This is a genomic window from Limnohabitans sp. MORI2 (assembly GCF_027925025.1).
Classification (GTDB): domain Bacteria; phylum Pseudomonadota; class Gammaproteobacteria; order Burkholderiales; family Burkholderiaceae_C; genus Limnohabitans.
The window spans coordinates 180436-198414 of record NZ_AP027058.1 but is presented as its reverse complement, the minus strand read 5'-3'; the positions used below and the strand labels follow the sequence as shown (position 1 = coordinate 198414).

The window sequence follows — 17979 nt, the reverse complement described above, 5'->3', positions numbered from 1 at the left end:
CGCTTGCGGCATTGGCCCAAGCGCTTTTTTCATGGTCACACAGCCGAGGTATCAGCGCAATGCGTAGCCCAAGGCAATACCCGCAAACACCGTGGCACCCAACCAATGGTTCAAGCGAAACGCCTTGAAACACCCTTCGCGCGAGCGATCCAAGATGAGCAGGAAATGCCACACCGCTTGCAAACCAGCCAAAGACAACGCCAAGTCCCAATGCCAACTCAAGCGTGCGGACTCTAGCAACCCATACCAGCCGCACAAATACACGGCATAAAACGCCATGATGGCCGAGATGTCGTGACGTCCCAAGGTAATGGCCGAAGTCTTCATGCCAATGCGCAGGTCGTCATCACGATCGACCATGGCGTACTCAGTGTCATAGGCCAACACCCAAAATAAATTGAACAGCATCAGACCCCAAGCTTGTAGCGGCACAGCATCGCTCAGCGTTTGGAGGTTGATGTCTTGCCACCCAAGGTCGGCACTGCCCACCGCCACAAACGCCAAGGGAATGCCAAAACTAAACGCCACGCCCAACACCGCTTGCGGCATCGACACATAGCGTTTCGCGTAGGGGTAGATCAAGGTCACGGCCAAGCCCGCAAACGACCACACGATGGTGGCGGGGTTGGTCGTGAGCACAAGGCCAAAAGCGGCCAGCGCCAGCAAGGCGCCCACCAGCAAAGCCTCGCGCACCGACACTGCACCACGCGTCACAGGGCGTTCAGCCGTGCGTTTGACGTGCCGGTCAAAGTCACGGTCGGCCACATCGTTGATGCAGCAACCGGCACTGCGCATGAGGATGGTGCCCAACACAAACACCGCCAGCAAATGCCAACCTGGCCAACCATTTGCCGCCACCCACAACGCCGAGAGCGAAGGCCACAGCAACAACAACCAGCCCGCGGGTCGGTTCCAACGAATCAAATCTAAATACAAAGCCAAGCGTTCACGCATCGACACACCTATCAAGACATACGGGTCACGCCCGGCAAGTCGCAAGCGTAAATGGCATTGCGCAACGCAGCAATCGCCTCGTAGCGCGTGAAACTACGACGCCACGCCAACACCACGCGACGCGTCGGCGGCTCGCCACCTTTGTCGTCCGCAATGGGTAAATAGCGCACGTACGTGTCTTCATTTTTTTTGCGTTTGGTCTGCGTGTCCAATGCTTCTTTGGGCACGCTCAAACGCGGCACTAACGTCACGCCCATGCCTGCCGCCACCATGTGCTTGATGGTCTCCAACGATGAACCTTCAAAGCTCTTTTGAATGCCCTCGGCATTGCTTGAGAAACGCGCGAACTCGGGACACACCTCCAACACATGGTCACGAAAGCAGTGGCCATTGCCCAGCAACAACATGGTTTCGTTCTTCAACGCGTTCGCACTGACTTGCTTCAACGTTGACAAAGCGTGATTGCTCGGCACGGCCGCCATGAACGGCTCGTCATACAAAGGCGCCGTGGCTAAGCCCGTGTCTGGAAAAGGTTCGGCCAAGATGGCGCAATCAATCTCACCCGTGCGCAACATTTCAAGCAAACGCACCGTGAAGTTTTCTTGCAGCATCAGCGGCATTTGTGGTGTTTTAGAAATCGCTTGACGCACCAGACTCGGCAGCAGATAAGGGCCAATGGTGTAAATCACGCCCAGCTTCAACGGTCCAGCCAGCGGGTCTTTGCCGCGCTTGGCAATTTCTTTGATATTGGCCGCTTGCTCCAACACGCTTTGCGCTTGACGGATGATTTCCTCACCCAGGGGTGTCACCGCCACTTCGTTAGCGCTGCGCTCAAACAACTTGACATCGAGCTCTTCTTCCAACTTTTTGATCGAAACCGACAGCGTGGGCTGCGACACAAAACAGGCATCCGCCGCACGGCCAAAGTGCTTTTCACGCGCAACGGCCACGATGTATTTGAGTTCAGTGAGGGTCATGTTTTAAGCCTTCAAGAAATCCGATTTTCCACCTAACCAGCGGCTCACATGTCGCTCAGCCAACTCAGGGTATTTATCCAACATCAGCGGGGCTAACTCTCTGGCCCATTGCAACAGTTCACCGTCCTCGGCCAAATCTGCAAAGCGCAGCAACGCCGCACCCGATTGGCGTGCGCCCAAAAACTCACCGGGGCCACGAATCTCTAAATCGCGTCGTGCGATTTCAAAACCATCATTGGTTTCAGCCATTGCACGCAAGCGCTCACGCGCTGTTTCGCTCACACGCCCGCCATCACCTGTGCTGTACATCAGCACACACGCTGAGGCGGCAGCACCGCGCCCTACCCGACCACGCAGCTGGTGCAACTGGCTCAAACCAAAGCGCTCAGCATGTTCAATCACCATCAGCGAGGCATTGGGCACATCCACGCCCACCTCAATCACGGTGGTGCTGACCAACACACCCATGGCGCCGCTTTCAAACTGAGCCATCACTGCCTTTTTCTCGGCAGGCGGCATGCGCGAATGCAACAAGCCCACAAGCACAGGCTTGCTCCCTGGCGGGTTCAGTGCTTCGGTCAGCAAGGCGTGCGTTTCGGTGGCGTTGGTTAAGTCGAGCGCTTCGCTCTCTTCAATCAACGGACACACCCAATACACCTGACGCCCTTCATCGAGCTGATGACGTATGCGCTCAATCAACTCATCGCGCCGCGCATCTGACACCACCTTGGTCACCACGGGTGTGCGACCGGGTGGCAGCTCATCCAGCGTCGAGACATCGAGATCGGCGTAATAGCTCATGGCCAAGGTGCGCGGGATGGGCGTGGCGCTCATCATCAGCATGTGCGGCTCTTGCACATCGGGGCTGAGCTGCGTTGATGCCGCGGCCTCAATCTCTGCGATGTGATGCATTTTTTCGCGAAGCGCTAAACGCTGCGCCACACCAAAGCGATGCTGCTCATCAATGATGGCGAGTGCCAAGTTTTTGAACTGCACCTGCTCTTGAATCACCGCATGCGTACCCACCACCAAGGCGGCTTCACCGCTGGCAATGAGGCCCAACATTTCGGTGCGTTCTTTTTTCTTTTGGCTGCCCGTGAGCCATGCCACGCGTTTGCCCAGCGGGGCGAGCAACGGCTCTAGCCAACTAATGAGCTTGCGGAAATGTTGCTCGGCCAGAATTTCGGTGGGTGCCATCAGCGCGCATTGCCAGCCGCCGTCCATCGCCACCGCAGCAGCCAGCGCGGCCACCACGGTTTTGCCCGAGCCCACATCACCTTGCAGCAAGCGGTGCATCGGCACTTGGCGCATCAAGTCTTGTGCAATTTCTTCGCCCACGCGGCGTTGTGCGCCGGTTAAGCCAAACGGCAACACGCCCAGCAACTGTTCGTGCAAACCACCTTTTTTCAGCACCAACGCAGGTGCACGCAGCTCATCACGCGCACGTTTGGACTGCAGCTGCGAGAGCTGCTGGGCAAGCAACTCTTCAGCCTTCAAACGTTGCCATGCTGGATGCGTGCGGTCTTCCAGCTGCGCCAGCGACACATCAGGCGTGGGGTGATGCAAAAAATGCAGCGCCTGCTCAAGGCTCCAAGCCTTTGCGCCAGCACTCATGGCCGAACGCGGCATGTGCTCAGGCGGAATGGTTTCCACAAATGCGCCATGACGCGCCGCATGCACCAGCCCACTGTGCACCGCCTTGCGCAAATACACCTGCGGCAAACCTGCCGACGTGGGATACACCGGCGTGAGCGCATGGGGCAACTCGCCACCGGCCATGTGAAAACTTGGGTGCATCATGGTGCGTCCCATGAAGCCACCCTTCACCTCGCCACGCAAACGCAGGCGGTTGCCAACAGCGAGGGCTTTTTGTTGTGAAGGATAGAAACTGAAGAAGCGCAACGTGCAGGTGTCAGACCCATCGTCCACCACCACCAGCAATTGGCGGCGCGGTTTGTACGCCACCTCACACGACACCACCGTGGCTTCAATTTGCGCCATGTCGCCCTCACGCGTGTCGGCCAAGCGCACGATGCGCGTCTCGTCTTCGTAGCGCAGCGGCAGATGCAAGGCCAAATCAATGTCGCGGTCCAGCCCGAGTTTGCGCAACGCTTTTTGCGGAGCGGACAAGGGTTTGGTTTCTGGCTTAGCCGTAGGCTTCGCGGGCGACTTGGAGGCGGGCATGGGTCAATTGTGCCCTCGCGAAGATCTATGCACTCTGCACAAAAGGTGATGCGACAATAGAGCCACTATTTTCTTGGAACGGGCCCGTCCGGCCCTCAAGCACATGACACACACCTACTGCCTGAGTGACTTTGATTTCGAACTACCCGAGTCGCTGATCGCCCAACACCCCGCCACCGAACGCAGCGCCTCGCGCTTGCTCGATGGCCGTAGCCTCCCCGCCCAAGACCGCATCTTCAAAGACCTGCCTTCGCTGCTCAAAGCGGGCGACTTATTGGTGTTCAACGACACGCAAGTGGTCAAAGCCCGCTTGTTCGGGGAGAAGACCACGGGCGGCAAAGTGGAGTTGCTGGTCGAGCGCGTGTTGACGAACCATGAAGTCGTGGCCCACATGAAGGTCAGCAAAAAGCCGCCCGTGGGTGGCGTGCTGCACATGGCGGGTGGGCCTGACCACGGCGGCTTCACCGCAACGCTGTTGGGCCGCTGGCCCAATGAAGACGGACAACTGTTTCGCTTTCAGTTCAGCGACGAGCCGCACACGCTCATGCAGCAGCATGGCCACATGCCGCTGCCGCCCTACATCGAGCGCCATCAAAACGAAGCCGATCCGCAGCATGAAACCGAGGCTGACAAAGCAGAGGACGAGCGCCGCTACCAAACCGTGTTTGCCAAGCACCCAGGCGCCGCCGCTGCGCCCACCGCCGCGCTGCACTTTGACCAAGGCGTGCTCGACGCCCTGAAAGCACAAGGCGTGCACACAGCCAGCGTCACGCTGCATGTAGGTGCAGGCACGTTTCAGCCCGTCAAGACAGAGAACTTGGCCGAGCACCGCATGCACAGCGAGTGGTACAACATCCCGCACGAAACCGTGCAAGCCATTGCCGACTGCCGCGCGCGCGGCGGCCGCGTGGTGGCCGTGGGTACGACCAGCGTGCGCACGCTAGAGAGCTGGGCGCAGAGCGGGCAGACACAAGGCGACACACAAATCTTCATCACGCCGGGCTTTGCGTTTCAAGTGGTCGATGTGCTCATCACCAACTTTCATTTACCCAAAAGCACGCTGCTCATGTTGGTCAGCGCGTTTGCAGGTTTTGAGCACATGCACGCGCTGTACCGCCACGCCATTGACCACCAATACCGTTTCTTCAGCTACGGCGACGCCATGCTGCTCGAGAAAAAATCTGTTTGAAAGAACCCACCATGTTGAAGTTTGACGTTCTCAAAAAAGACACCCCCAGCCACGCCCGTCGCGGCACGCTCACGCTCAACCACGGCGAGGTGCAAACCCCCATCTTCATGCCCGTGGGCACCTACGGCACGGTCAAAGGCGTGATGCCGCGCAGCCTCGAAGAAATGGGTGCGCAAATCATCTTGGGCAACACCTTTCATTTGTGGATGCGCCCGGGCCTCGACATCATGCAAAGCTTTGGCGGCTTGCACGGTTTTGAGCGCTGGAACAAACCCATCCTCACCGACAGCGGTGGTTTTCAGGTGTGGTCGCTTGGCGCCATGCGCAAAATCACCGAAGAAGGCGTGACGTTTGCCTCGCCCGTCAACGGCGACAAACTCTTCATGTCGCCCGAGGTGAGCATGCAGATTCAAACCATCCTCAACAGCGACATCGTCATGCAACTCGACGAATGCACGCCGTACGAAACCAACGGCCACCTCACCACCGAAGCCGAAGCCCGCAAGAGCATGGAGATGAGCCGCCGCTGGGCCCAACGCAGCAAAGACGAATTTGCCCGCCTTGAAAACCCCAACGCCCTCTTTGGCATCGTGCAAGGCGGCATGTTCACGAACCTACGCCAAGAGTCGCTTGACGCCTTGGTGGAGATGGACTTCCCCGGCTACGCCGTGGGCGGCGTGAGCGTGGGTGAGCCCAAAGACCAAATGCTGGAGATCATGGCGCACACACCACACCGTTTGCCCGAGCACAAGCCGCGCTATCTCATGGGCGTGGGCACGCCCGAAGACTTGGTGCAAGGCGTGGCCGATGGCGTGGACATGTTTGACTGCGTCATGCCCACACGCAATGCACGCAACGGCACCATCTTCACCCGCTATGGCGATTTGAAGTTACGCAACGCCCGCCACAAGTCAGACCACGGCCCGCTCGACCCCACGTGTACTTGCTACGCCTGCGCGGGCCACACGCGACCTGACGGCACAAGTAGCGGAGGCTTTAGCCGTGCGTACTTGCATCACCTCGACCGCTGCGGCGAAATGCTTGGCCCCATGCTCACCACCGTGCACAACCTGCACTACTACTTGAACCTCATGCGCGAAGTGCGCGAAGCGTTGGATGCTGGCAACTTTGCGGCATTCCGTGCCAAGTTCAAAGAAGACCGCGCGCGCGGGGTGTAAAGCCAACAGAGAGCGGGTTAAGCCTCGGTGGTGAACACCGTCAACACGCCGGTGTAACCGTGCAACTCTTGATGGGCAATTTCGCCACCAGCGAAAAAGCCGACCAGCGGCACATCGCCCAAGGCTCGGCGAACGATGTGCATCTCGGCACTCTCGCCACCAAAATGCGGGCCACCTCGCCCCGCACAACTCACATAAATCGCCCCAGCCATGCGCCGTGCAGGATGAGGAGTGATCTGAGCGTCATCGCTCAAGGCGCCCGCTAAATCGGCGGTCATTTCCTCGGGCTCTAGGGCTTCGCGAATTTCAGCGCAAATGCGCGTCAAATCGGCACGCGCTGCCGCCGCGTTGCGCTGGCAAAACGTGAGACGCATGCCCACGTCCACCGGTTGCGCCACGGCCACGGCTTCACGCGCAGGGTCTACGCCAATGATGTGGCGCACCAACACCGCATCGTCAAACTCGCCCGTGCGCTTGACGGCTGAATCCTGCGCTGCAGACAAACCGACCAGCGTAGCGCGCAGTTTGGCCACCGCAGGACGCATGTCCTTCATGTCAATCTGCAAATCACGCTCTAGCACTTGCAGCGCAGGTTCGCCATCGAGTGTGAGCACCACATGCTTGTCTGCACTGGTGATGGTGTGTGTTTTGGCGACCGGCAAACAACCTTGCGTCACGCGCGACACCATGGGCACTTGCGCATCAAAGGCGACACCACTCAGTCCTCCATGGAATACGCCGGTGGCACCGCCTTGCCCTGCCATCGCGCCATCGCCGTTGAAAGCAAACTGCACCACATCTGTTCGGCTGGCCGATAGGCCACCGAACACATAGCCACTGGCCGTGCGTTGCGCTAGCTCAGCAATCAGCTCAGGCACGTCGGGGGTTTGCGCATCCGCATGCAAGAGCGCGGTGTGTGGCACAAACTGACTGCCTCGCGCAGCCCCCATGCCCGCTTGCGTGAGCGGCGCAACACCGCTGAACACACGGTAGTGTTCGGGGGAAATGTCACACAGCATCACACTGAGCGCGGGCTCATCAAAGTACTCCACGTTGTTGGCCGTAATGCCCACACCCACGGTGCCCGCCCAATCGGTGACTTCGGGCAGTTCGTCACTCAGGTGCAGCAAGATGTCTTGCGCGTGGGCAGCGTAGTGGTCGGTGATGTAGAGCAGGCCGAGCTTGGGCGCTTCGGCGTACTCGGGCAGGGCCATGTGCGCACGCAGCTGCGCCAGCACCAAACCTGCGGCCATCTCCCACTTGGGGTGAGTGGCGTGACCGTAGGGAAAGAGTTTCATCGTTTCGACTTGGCGGCTGGTTTGCGTGCGGTTGTTTTGCGCGCCGTGGTTTTACGCGTTGCCGATGCGGTTTTCGGCGCAGCTTTTGTGGCGGCGGGCGCGGCCGTTGCAGCATGCGCCTGCGCGCGGTTGGCCATGTCGTGCATGGCGTTGGTGGCAATGTGTTGGAACTGATCAGTCAGTGCGCCCCACCAGTGAGAAGGGTCCACACCTGCAGCATGGCTTGCTTTTTTAGCGCGTGATTTGCCAGACGCTTTGGGCTTGGCTGCTTTGGTCACGGGTTCGGACTCAGGCTTGGCCGCTTCTTGGGTGAATGTGTACTTGGGCTTGCCCGAGTCCTGCGCCCCCTCGGGTTTGACCTTGAGCGATTCAGCCAAATCGGAGAAGCTCATGTTCATGCCCTTCAAGGTGTTCAGCGTCATGCGTTGCACCTCAAGGGCTTGAATCGTGGCTGCGACGGCCTTGGTGTTTTGCTCTAACCAAAATTGCACGGTCTTGAGCTCTTGAATGCGTTTATCCAGCTCTTCAGGGTCCAGCGTGGGCGCCACCCAACCAGGCGCAGCTGACGATGCAGCGCCACCACCTCCGGGTGTGAGATTTTTTAAAAAGTCAAAGCCTGGAACGAACTTGGTGAAATCAAAACCGGCGGGGTTGGTCATGGGTGTCTCCTGTTGGTATAGCTCGCATTAAACCAAAACCCAACCCCCACCTCACTGACAGCTCAGTGCTTGTGTTCGCCGTGTTGGTGTTCGCCATGGTTGTGCGTGCCGTGGTCATGGCTGGGCATGGCGGGCGGTTGCATGCCCACCAACACCTTGATCTCTTGCGTTGACTTGACGCCTTTGGCGTTTTGGAAAGTCAACGTCATCGGCAGAGTGGTGTCTTTGGCCAATGGCGCTTTGAGGTCCATCAACATGACGTGGTAGCCACCCGGCTTGAGCTCGACCGCTTTGCCGGCTGGTAAGTCTAGGCCGTTAGGCAACGCGGACATCTTCATCACATCCTTGTCCATCTTCATTTCATGGATCTCCACCACACCTGCTGCCGAGCTGTTGGCGGCGATAAGCTTGGTGTTTTCTTTGGCGGTGATTTTCATGAATGCGCCAGTGGCTTTTTGGCCCTGCACGGTGGCGCGCGCCCATGCATCGGTGACAGTCACGTTTTGGGCATACACGCTCAAGGTGCAGGCTGAGGCCAATGCGGCGGCGATGAAATGTTTAGACAATTGCATAGAAGTCTCCTTTGAATTCAGTGATGGTGTTCATGTGTGTGGGCGGGTTGCACATCAAGCAAAGCCGCAGGAAGTTTCAAACCACGCGTCGATGTGCCTTGGCTAGGAATTTCTGACCAATCATTTTGACCGTTCTCGCAGGTTTGCAACACCTTGATCCACAACGGGCCAGCAGCGTCGGGCACACGCCCCATGAAAGCGAATTCATCAAAGTGCTCATCCAGCAATGCGGCCTCTTTGCTGGTAGCCGTCCAACGCAGCTCGACCACATCTTCGGTCACAGTTTTACCGTGGCTGTTGTAGGGCTTAGCCAAGCGGGCCTTGCGCGTTGCAAGGCTCCAACCTGCTTTGGGTTGTGGTTTGGCCCCCTGAAAACCAGCGGGCACTTGCACCACAAGGCCGTTGGTAGAAGCACCATTGCAGCCATGACCCACGCGCAAAGTGGCTTTGTAGTAACTGCCGGCGATGGCTTGCGGCTCCGCCAAAACAATGTGCGCCCATGCAGGGTTGACCATTGCCAACCAACCTAGGGCACAAACGAGCGCAGAAAAAATAGGTTTCATCACTGGTTGCTCTCCTTTCTGAATTAATCAAACTTGGCTTCGAGGCCAACATAAACCGAACGACCATCACCTGGGTAGTAGCGACGTCCATCGCCTGGCGCCGTGGTGTAGTTGGCGGCGATGTTGGTGGTGGCAGCGTATTTCTTGTTGGTCAAGTTGCGCGCATCCATGAACCAAGACCATTTTTTGTCAATCGCTTGACCCGCCTTGAAGCCCAACAAGGCGTAGGCATCGTTGTAAACAGTATTGGCGTTGTCCATCGGCGCTTTGCGCGGCACCCATTCAAACTTCGGCCCCACATAGGTGTTGGGTTTGCCATTGACCTCGGGGCCAAAGCGGTACAACACCTCACCGCGCACGATGATCGGGGGGAATCCCGGCAGCGCGTTGTTACCCGTGGTGGGGTTGTTCACAAATTTGAAATCGCTGTAGAGCAATGCCAAACGCGTGTCTACCTTGCGGTCATACAAGTGGCTCAAACCCAGCTCAACACCTTGGTGCAATGACTTGGGGATATTGGTGGTGGTTGAGGATGTGCACGCATTGTTGGCACACACCGACAAGAACTCGTTTTCCAAACTGGCGTGGTAGTAGGTGGCATCCCATCCATATTGATGTGCACCATCTCGGACCTCGCCACGTGTACCAAACTCAACCGTGACACCCGTCTGTGCTTTATTGGCCGTGGTGGTGGAGCCTGTCAAACCAAAAATTGGTGCTTCAAAGTTGCGGCTCACGCTGGCAAACACCTGTTGCGATGCGCTCAAGTCGTGCGTCACGCCCACACGAGGGCTCCACTGACTGAAGGTGTAGTCGGAGTTGTTGGACGCCAGCACCACATCGCTTACCTTGCGGTTGGCACGGTCGTATTGCAAAGCAGCAGTCCATGTCGTGCGTTCGGACGATTTGTATTTGTCTTCAATGAAAAAGCTGTCGTTCTTAGACTGCTGGTCGTAGTTCGATTTCGCCGCACTTGTTGCTACGCCTTGGTTATTGGTGTCTTTGGCTGTGCCCCTGGTCGAACCAACGCTGGGCAAATACGCCAGACTGATTTGATGTGCATCCAACATGCGTGTGACCTTGAGATGGCCACCCAACGTTTTAGCGTTTTGCTCAATGATGCTGTCAATCGGATGCCACAAGCTGTAGTTCATGGCGTACGCAGCAAACTCGTAAACCGTATTGCCATCGCGCACGGTGGTTTTGTTGGCCACGCGTTGGGCATCGACATCGCGACGTCGGTTGGCATCGACACGATAGGCATAGACACCCGCCGCATTGCTGCCCGCCATACTCGCCGTTGAGGTCACCGCACTGACGTTGCTCGCAGCCATGGATGGATCTTTATCCAACTCACCCTTGGTGAGATACCCCGGTAGCTGTGTGCGACTGCGCACGGCAGCCACATAAAAACGCGACTCGATGTCCTTGCTCACCTTCACGCCAAAGTTACCCAAGACTTTTTGGTTATCCATTTCAGCGTGGTCACGAAAGCCATCTTGTTGCGTATGTGAACCTGCCACGTAGTAATCCCACACATTGCCACTGGTGACATCGGCCTTGCCAACGCCTGCGGTACTGCCAAACACTTTTTGGTAGCCAAAGCTACCGGCCTCAGCACGCACCACATTGCCCGCATTGCTGTAGCCTGTTGGAGCCACAAAGTTGATGGCACCACCCAAGGTGGTCGCGCCATAGGTGGTGGCGTTGGGGCCGCGCAGCACTTCAACATAGCGCGAGGCGTTGGGATCGACGGTTTGCATGTCAAAGAAACCATCGGCGTAGTTAATGGGCACACCGTCTTGCATGACCTTGGTGCCAAAGCTGTGATACGTGCGACTGAGCGCCGAGCCGCGAATGGAAATGCGCGCCTCCTCGGAGCCAAAACGATCTTGAATGAACACACCAGGTGCAAGCCCCAGGCTATCGCTCCAAGTCGATTGGCGGCCTTCCCGCACTTGGTTCAAGTCCACCACCGAGGCGCCGCCTGGAATGGCTTTGACTTTCTCTTGGGCGGCTTGTATTGAACTTTGAGTCATGGACTCAGCTTGGCCTATCACTTCAATGGTTGCCACTCTCGGCAATGCCGCGCTTTGCGCCCACGCACCGGTGGCACACATCAATGCAGCAGCTGTCATGATTGGAGATAACAAGAATTTTTTTTGCTTCATCTTTTTCTTTCTTTTGAACCACTTCAAACGGAAGTGGCCACATTCAAAAATTGCCGTGCCGATCGTGGATACACCCGGGCAGGCAAAAATGCATTGAGTTCACGGCACACAGTTTCAGGAGCCGTACCAATGATGTTGGCCACTTGCTTGTGTGTGGGCATGTCGCTTCGCTCTAGCGCTCGGGTAGAGCCATCGGCGTTACGCGATAAGAGTTTTAAAAAATACGCCAAGCGCTCATGAACCGAGCCTGTGCGCAACCGCATCATGTCGCGTGTGCGTTCTTGCTGTTGCATAAAGCCCTGGGCCACCGCCGAATAGCGGGCAAAGTCCGTGTCAACGGGCAATGCAACCAATTCGCAAGCCGTTAAGGCACTCAGGGTGTAAGCGTAGGCTTCGGCGCACACCGACTCCACGCCGACCAAATCGCCTGGGAAAGCAAGCTGAACCAAGATGGTGTCGTCATGGCTCACTTGCTCGACCCGCAACACACCCTCTTGGATGCGCCACAAGGCCCCCAACTCGCCCGCATGCGCGAGCAGTTTTCCTCGACTTAATTTGAGTGAGTTTTGCATCTCTCAACCTCTGAAACATCAAACCATGCGCCAGCTGCCAACGGCATGCGACACAAACAGTCCTTGCGCCAAGCAAGGGCGAACAGCCAAGGTCAAGCCTCAGCAGTGATTAACGAACGAAGGAAGGAGGCCCGCGAGAGGGCAGAGGTGGCGCAGTGGCCGAAGCGATGCGTGCAGCTTCTACAGGCTGCATCACATGCGAAAGGGGAGAAGGCTGGCTCAAATCTGTTTTGATCGCCACAGGCGGCGCACCAACAGCAGCACACAAGGGGCAATCGAGTAGGTGGCTAGAAGCCGAAGCGCTGTCGTCCTCGCCTTGCACCACGAGCTTGGCAGCGCCAGAGGCCGAGCAAACCAACTCCATGGTTTTGGGGTTGACGGCAGGCGAGGCCACAGCAACACCAATAGACAACACAAACCAGACCAGCATGAAGCGGGCGATTTGGACCGTGTTGCGTAGCGTTTGCATGTCTGAAATTCTATCGACGAAACCGCGCAGCAACTTGTTCGCGTAAACACTGACATAGCTCAATGTTTGTCACTGACGCTGCTTGATTGAACGCGAGGTTGACCCGTATCAAACAATGCATCTTCTAAGTAGCGCATGATTTATTCAACAGAACAAGGAGCACAACATGGACGCACAACATGCCACCGCCTTCAAGCAAAAGCTTGAAACACAACGCGCCAATTTGTTGGCACAAATTGCCGAGCAACGCGGCGGCAAAGCCAGTCGTGCCGAAGTGGCTGCTGAGCACTTTGCTCATAGTGAAGACTCAGATGCGCAGGTGAACACAGCCCGCGATTTGGAGTTCGCCATCAACGAGCACGAAACTGCCGAGTTGGCCGCCATCGACGAGGCCTTGGCCCGTTTGAGCGCGGGCACATACGGCCACTGCGTTGACTGCGATGCCACGATTCCCGAAGCACGCCTGAACGCAGCGCCCGAAGCAGCCCGTTGCATTGGCTGCCAAGAAAAGACCGAACACAACCACCACTAAGAGAGAAAGAGAAAAACAGATGAGCACTTTTCACGCCGTTGTTTGGATGGACCACCACGAAGCCCACGTGCTGATGTTTGACCGTGAGCATGTTGAAAGCCAACGCGTCAAATCACGCACACACCACAAGCACCAAGGCAAGCCCAACGAAACAGCGCATTTGTATGCGGACATTGCCAAAGCCTTAGAAGGCACGCATGAAGTGTTGGTGACTGGACCAGGTAAAGCACGCGACGAGTTTCGCGACTGGTGCAAACAACACCACGCCCATGTGAACGTGGTCGACAGCGTGGCCAGCGACCACCCCACTGATGCACAAGTGGTGGCCATGGCCCGCCAGTACTTCAAGAAGTTTGATGCCATGGGCGCAGACCCCTCGCATTTGAAATAAGCGTCGACCAACGCCTACGAAAAAGCCCGCTGTTCAAGCGGGCTTTTTGTTTGAGCGTGCAGCGTTTAAGCGCTTAAAGGCGCCAGCTCTTGCTCAATCGCACCAAACACGCTTTGGCCATCTTTGCCCTTGGCTTCGATGCGCACGGTGTCGGCGAACCTCATGTACTCGGTGCTAGCTTGACCGTCACGCGCAGTTTCCATGGCGCGTTTTTCGGCAATACAGCTGTAGCCCTTGGGCCATTCGGTTTGGCCGTTTTTCTCAAAGCCTGCATTGCTGATGGTGCCGCTGCTCACCAGGGTGCCAGCGCGCAAAGCGCGGGTTTTGCAGGCGTGTGACAAGAGCTGACCAAAGGTGTAGGTCATGTCAGTGCCCGCATCGCACATGCCCACCTTGCGACCATTCCACGCCACTTGCACGGTGAGGTGCACGGTGCCGTTGTCCCATGCGTCTCCCAGTTCGTCTAAGGTGACGGCCACGGGGCTAAAGGCCACGGCAGGCTGGTTTTGCACATCCGCAGCCACTTGGCGCAGGGTGGTGGCATTGGACAGCATGACCAAACGCACTTCTTCCAAAGCCGCATCAGCCGAAGCGCCAGCAGGCACGTCATCGGTGATGACCACCATTTCAGCGGAGAAATCAACGCCTAAATTTTCATTGGCACACACCACATGGTCATGCGCCCCCAGCAAATGATCGCTGGACGCTTGGTGCACGACCAAGCCACCTTCGGCATCGCCCAACAACGTCGCATGGTTGGCATAGGCAGCGCCCGTTAAACGCTGGTAGGCACGGGGCAACGGTGCCATGCACAGAGCAGGATCAAACGGAAAAGCGTGGCGTGCTTTGCCGTTGTTGAGGGTTTCATACAAGTCTTGCAGCTGAGGGGCAATGAAGCCCCAGTCATCCAACGCTTGCTGCATGCGAGTCGCAATGCCCGTCGCATAATGCGCGGTGCTCAAGTCGCGCGACACGACCACCAGTTGTCCATCGCGTGTACCGTCTTTGTATGTGGCTAATTTCATGCCACGATTCTATGAAAGAACGCCAACCCGCCATGCGCGCCACTGCCTTGCCTGCCCAACTGCCCCATTTGCAACGCAAACACGCGGTGCTGTTGGTGGTGGGCGTGTTGATGCTGCATGTGTGGGTGCTGTCGGGCATGCCGCTGTGGTTCTCACCCGATGCGGGCAAGCCTTTGCGCACGCAAGCGCTCATCACGCGTCAGATTGAAGTGGCAGCACCTCGTGCGCCGCAAGTGCCAGCGCCTGTTCAACCAGCCCCGGCAAAGCCTAAACCAACACCTGCGCCCACCGCCGAAGCCAGTGCAGACCCGAGCGACAGCGCCAAGCCATTGAAGTTTGATGACTTTGGCCATGACCTTGCAGCCCCCATCGGCCTGCCCGCACGCAGCGCCTCGGGCGTGGACTTGCCGCCCTACAAACGCGCAGGCAGCGAAGGCTTGACCGATGTGTCCGCCTTCAAAGCTCCTGAGTCAGCCAAGCTGAAATACCAAGTCAACGGGCAAGCCAAAGGGCTGAACTACTGGGCGTCTGCCGAGCTGAACTGGCAACAAGACGGCAAAGACTACGAAGCTCGCTTAGAGGTCAGTGCATTTTTATTGGGCTCGCGTGTGCAAGTGAGCAAAGGCACGCTCGGGGCCGAAGGCATCATGCCTACGCGTTTTGGTGACAAAACGCGCAGCGAACTGGCCGCGCACTTTCAACGCGACAAGGGCATCATCAGCTTCAGCGCCAACTCACCCGACGCCACACTGCTCAAAGGCGCACAAGACCGATTGAGCGTGGTGCTTCAACTCAGCAGTTTGCTGGCTGCCGACCCCACCCGTTTTCCGGCGGGCACCATGCTGTCTTTTCAAACGGTGTCCCAGCGCGAGGCCGAAGTGTGGCAATTTTTGGTGGAAAAAGAAGAATTGCTGCAGTTGCCGTTTGGTGACATCAACGCCATCAAACTCAACCGCAAACCCCGCCGCGAGTTTGATCAGCAAATTGAGCTGTGGTTCGCCCCGACTTTGGGCTATTTGCCCGTGCGTTTACGCATCACCAATGCCAACGGCGACTTTGTGGACCAACTTTTAAGCAAAGCCGAAAAACCCGCCCCTTGAATTTGGGCTTTTGAATCCGATATGCTTAGATGCAATTCGTTTTCCGCCGAAAGATCCCCATGGACATGCTCTACAACTCCGACACGTTCTCGGTCATGCACCTGCAGGTGGATGATGCCGTCACGCCAGTCCGCCCCGACGTGCCCGCCTTGGCCCGCCACGGCTTTGAGATCGTGGACAAGCGTTCAGGTAAAGAGATTTACCTGGAAGGCTCATGGGCCGAGCAGTTCCAAGCCCATTTGCGCGCTTGGCAAGAAAACGCCCCCACCCAAGAAGAAGTGGAAGACACCTTGGCAGGCTACGCCGAGCTGGCTCAAAACCCAGTCGTGGTGCACTGAACCTGCTCCCCACACGACACCAGGGCGCGTCAAGCGCCCTTTTTCATGCCCACACCTACCTACAATTGCGCCCATGACTGCATACATCCTGAATTTGTCTTGCCCTGACCGCCAGGGCATCGTGCACGCCGTGTCTGGCTTTTTGCTGGAACGCAAAGGCAACATCGAAGAAGCCGCCCAGTACAACGACCACGACACCGGTCTGTTCTTCATGCGCGTGCAGTTTGCCTGCGACGCTGTGCAACAAGACGAGTTACGCACACAGCTCAGCGCCTTTGCAGCGGACTTTGACATGAAATGGTCGTTGCACGACACCACCCAGCCCATGCGCACCGTGTTGATGGTGAGCAAAGAAGGCCACTGCCTGAACGACTTGCTATTCCGCTGGAAAAGCGGCCTGCTACCCGTGGACATTCGTGCCATCGTGAGCAACCACCGCGAGTTCTACCAACTGGCCGCCAGCTACAACGTGCCGTTCCATCACATTCCCGTCACTGCAGCGACCAAGGCACAAGCCGAAGCCAAAGCCTATGAAGTGATCGAAGCCGAAGGCGCCGAGCTGGTGGTGTTGGCCCGCTATATGCAAATCTTGAGCGACGACTTGTGCAAAAAATTGTCTGGACGCGCCATCAACATTCACCACAGCTTTTTGCCCAGCTTTAAGGGTGCAAAGCCGTATTACCAAGCGCATGACCGTGGCGTGAAACTGATTGGCGCTACCGCCCACTACGTGACTGCCGATTTGGACGAAGGCCCAATCATTGAGCAAGACGTGGCCCGTGTGGACCACAGCAAAACCGTGGAAGACCTGACCGCTCAAGGTCGCGACACCGAAAGCCAAGTGCTGGCCCGCGCCGTCAAGTGGCACAGCGAACACCGCGTGCTGCTGAACGGCCACAAGACCGTCATCTTCAAATAACAACGCATGACCAGCCGCATCCCGCCCATTCAGTGCTTGCTCACGTTTGAGGCGTTGGCGCGGTTGCGCTCGGTCACCCAAGCTGCTGAAGAGCAATGCGTGACCCCCAGCGCGGTGAGCCACCGCGTCAAGCAGCTTGAACAGTTGCTGGGCGTCAAGCTCTTTGGTCGTGCCGATTTTTCGCTCACCACCGAAGGCAGCGAGTACTTGGCCCACGTACGCGAGGGCTTGGCCATTTTGGAGCGCTTCCCCGGCAAAGACGGCAGCGCTACGCCAGGCAAACGCAAACTGCGCTTGGCCGTGACACCCACCTTTGCACGCTCCATCCTGATGCCGCGTTTGCGCCAGTTTGCCGATGCGTACCCCGAGATTGACATCACGCTACAAGTGAGCATTCCACTCTTGGATGTGGTGGCAGAAGACGCCGACCTGACCATCCGCTTTGGCACAGGCCGCTATGCCGACGTGGAACACGTGTGCATCATGAAAGACGACGTGACGCCGCTGGCCTCACCCGCCTACATCCGGGAGCACGGCCCGTTTGAAACCCCCGACGACTTGGCAGATGCCACTTTGTTGCGCAGCCCCTTGGAGCCCTGGCGCACTTGGTTTGCCGCGCACGACCAAGACTGGCCCGAGCCGATTGATGGCAGCAGCTTCAACGACATCGGCCTGATGTGCGACGCCGCAGCGCAGGGCTTGGGCGTGGGCTTGGTGCGTTTGAAGCTAGGCGCACCGTGGCTAGAAAACGGCACGCTGGTGCGCATCTTCCCGCGCCAAGTGCCTAGCCCGCATGGGCATTACCTGTGTTGGCGCACGGGAGCGATGGACCGCTGGGAATGTGCGGCGTTTGCGGATTGGCTAAAAAAAGCCGTCCCTTAAATTGGC

Annotated in this window: 19 protein-coding genes; 8 read left to right on the top strand and 11 right to left on the bottom strand. The window is 57.6% G+C overall.

The genetic code is table 11. The features are described 5' to 3' along the window. Nucleotides 1–51 precede the first annotated feature (51 nt). The 3 genes from QMG27_RS01020 to recG are packed head-to-tail and all read right to left on the bottom strand — an operon-like array spanning nucleotide 52 to nucleotide 4115. Entirely contained in the window at nucleotides 52–954 is a 903-nt protein-coding gene (locus QMG27_RS01020; protein WP_281812259.1) for a UbiA family prenyltransferase, read from the bottom strand. An 11-nt stretch (nucleotides 955–965) separates the two neighbouring features. After that, a complete protein-coding gene (locus QMG27_RS01015; RefSeq protein ID WP_281812257.1) occupies nucleotides 966–1931 on the bottom strand; it encodes a LysR substrate-binding domain-containing protein in 966 nt (321 codons plus the stop codon). 3 nt (nucleotides 1932–1934) lie between these two features. Next, on the bottom strand, nucleotides 1935–4115 hold the full coding sequence (gene recG / locus QMG27_RS01010) for an ATP-dependent DNA helicase RecG (protein WP_281812255.1): 2181 nt from the start codon (nucleotides 4113–4115) through the stop codon (nucleotides 1935–1937). Between the two features lie 103 nt (nucleotides 4116–4218). On the opposite strand from recG, the gene queA reads away from it, so the two are divergent. Both queA and tgt read left to right on the top strand, forming a co-directional pair. Next, nucleotides 4219–5304, top strand: a complete 1086-nt coding sequence (queA, locus tag QMG27_RS01005) for a tRNA preQ1(34) S-adenosylmethionine ribosyltransferase-isomerase QueA (RefSeq protein ID WP_281812253.1) — start codon at nucleotides 4219–4221, stop codon at nucleotides 5302–5304. Nucleotides 5305–5315: 11 nt separating this feature from the next. Next, the gene (gene tgt / locus QMG27_RS01000; RefSeq protein ID WP_281812251.1) at nucleotides 5316–6482 is read left to right on the top strand and encodes a tRNA guanosine(34) transglycosylase Tgt; all 1167 of its coding nucleotides are present in this window, start codon (nucleotides 5316–5318) and stop codon (nucleotides 6480–6482) included. Between the two features lie 17 nt (nucleotides 6483–6499). On the opposite strand, the gene QMG27_RS00995 is transcribed toward tgt, so the two are convergent. From QMG27_RS00995 to QMG27_RS00965, 7 genes are all read right to left on the bottom strand, one after another. Next, entirely contained in the window at nucleotides 6500–7780 is a 1281-nt protein-coding gene (locus tag QMG27_RS00995) for an FIST N-terminal domain-containing protein (protein WP_281812249.1), read from the bottom strand. Beyond that, complete coding sequence (locus QMG27_RS00990; RefSeq protein WP_281812247.1) at nucleotides 7777–8439, bottom strand: PhaM family polyhydroxyalkanoate granule multifunctional regulatory protein; 663 nt, start codon at nucleotides 8437–8439, stop codon at nucleotides 7777–7779. The genes QMG27_RS00995 and QMG27_RS00990 overlap by 4 nt, the downstream gene beginning before the upstream one ends. Before the next feature lie 62 nt (nucleotides 8440–8501). Further along, entirely contained in the window at nucleotides 8502–9011 is a 510-nt protein-coding gene (locus QMG27_RS00985) for a copper chaperone PCu(A)C (RefSeq protein WP_281812246.1), read from the bottom strand. A 17-nt stretch (nucleotides 9012–9028) separates the two neighbouring features. After that, on the bottom strand, nucleotides 9029–9574 hold the full coding sequence (locus QMG27_RS00980; protein ID WP_281812244.1) for a YcnI family protein: 546 nt from the start codon (nucleotides 9572–9574) through the stop codon (nucleotides 9029–9031). A gap of 23 nt (nucleotides 9575–9597) precedes the next feature. Next, entirely contained in the window at nucleotides 9598–11745 is a 2148-nt protein-coding gene (locus QMG27_RS00975; RefSeq protein WP_281812242.1) for a TonB-dependent receptor, read from the bottom strand. 23 nt (nucleotides 11746–11768) lie between these two features. Next, nucleotides 11769–12317: a Crp/Fnr family transcriptional regulator gene (locus QMG27_RS00970; protein WP_281812240.1), complete on the bottom strand. Its 549-nt coding sequence runs from the start codon at nucleotides 12315–12317 to the stop codon at nucleotides 11769–11771. A 109-nt stretch (nucleotides 12318–12426) separates the two neighbouring features. Continuing rightward, the gene (locus tag QMG27_RS00965) at nucleotides 12427–12786 is read right to left on the bottom strand and encodes a DUF2946 family protein (protein WP_281812238.1); all 360 of its coding nucleotides are present in this window, start codon (nucleotides 12784–12786) and stop codon (nucleotides 12427–12429) included. A gap of 166 nt (nucleotides 12787–12952) precedes the next feature. Here QMG27_RS00965 and QMG27_RS00960 point away from each other — a divergent pair, with 166 nt between their 5' ends. Together QMG27_RS00960 and QMG27_RS00955 are read left to right on the top strand one after the other, a co-directional pair. Beyond that, nucleotides 12953–13318 (top strand): TraR/DksA family transcriptional regulator, encoded by a 366-nt coding sequence (locus tag QMG27_RS00960; RefSeq protein WP_281812236.1) that lies wholly within the window; start codon nucleotides 12953–12955, stop codon nucleotides 13316–13318. A gap of 19 nt (nucleotides 13319–13337) precedes the next feature. After that, nucleotides 13338–13709 (top strand): hypothetical protein, encoded by a 372-nt coding sequence (locus QMG27_RS00955; RefSeq protein ID WP_281812234.1) that lies wholly within the window; start codon nucleotides 13338–13340, stop codon nucleotides 13707–13709. 65 nt (nucleotides 13710–13774) lie between these two features. Here the strand turns inward: QMG27_RS00955 and QMG27_RS00950 are convergent, their stop codons facing one another. After that, complete coding sequence (locus QMG27_RS00950; protein ID WP_281812232.1) at nucleotides 13775–14734, bottom strand: fumarylacetoacetate hydrolase family protein; 960 nt, start codon at nucleotides 14732–14734, stop codon at nucleotides 13775–13777. Between the two features lie 11 nt (nucleotides 14735–14745). Here QMG27_RS00950 and QMG27_RS00945 point away from each other — a divergent pair, with 11 nt between their 5' ends. The 4 genes from QMG27_RS00945 (at nucleotide 14746) to QMG27_RS00930 (ending at nucleotide 17973) form a co-directional block, all read left to right on the top strand. Continuing rightward, nucleotides 14746–15834: a DUF3108 domain-containing protein gene (locus QMG27_RS00945; protein WP_281812230.1), complete on the top strand. Its 1089-nt coding sequence runs from the start codon at nucleotides 14746–14748 to the stop codon at nucleotides 15832–15834. A 59-nt stretch (nucleotides 15835–15893) separates the two neighbouring features. Further along, nucleotides 15894–16172, top strand: a complete 279-nt coding sequence (locus QMG27_RS00940) for a DUF3567 domain-containing protein (RefSeq protein WP_281814694.1) — start codon at nucleotides 15894–15896, stop codon at nucleotides 16170–16172. A 73-nt stretch (nucleotides 16173–16245) separates the two neighbouring features. Beyond that, a complete protein-coding gene (purU, locus tag QMG27_RS00935; RefSeq protein WP_281812228.1) occupies nucleotides 16246–17091 on the top strand; it encodes a formyltetrahydrofolate deformylase in 846 nt (281 codons plus the stop codon). A gap of 6 nt (nucleotides 17092–17097) precedes the next feature. Continuing rightward, nucleotides 17098–17973 (top strand): LysR substrate-binding domain-containing protein, encoded by an 876-nt coding sequence (locus QMG27_RS00930; protein ID WP_281812226.1) that lies wholly within the window; start codon nucleotides 17098–17100, stop codon nucleotides 17971–17973. Nucleotides 17974–17979: the final 6 nt, after the last annotated feature.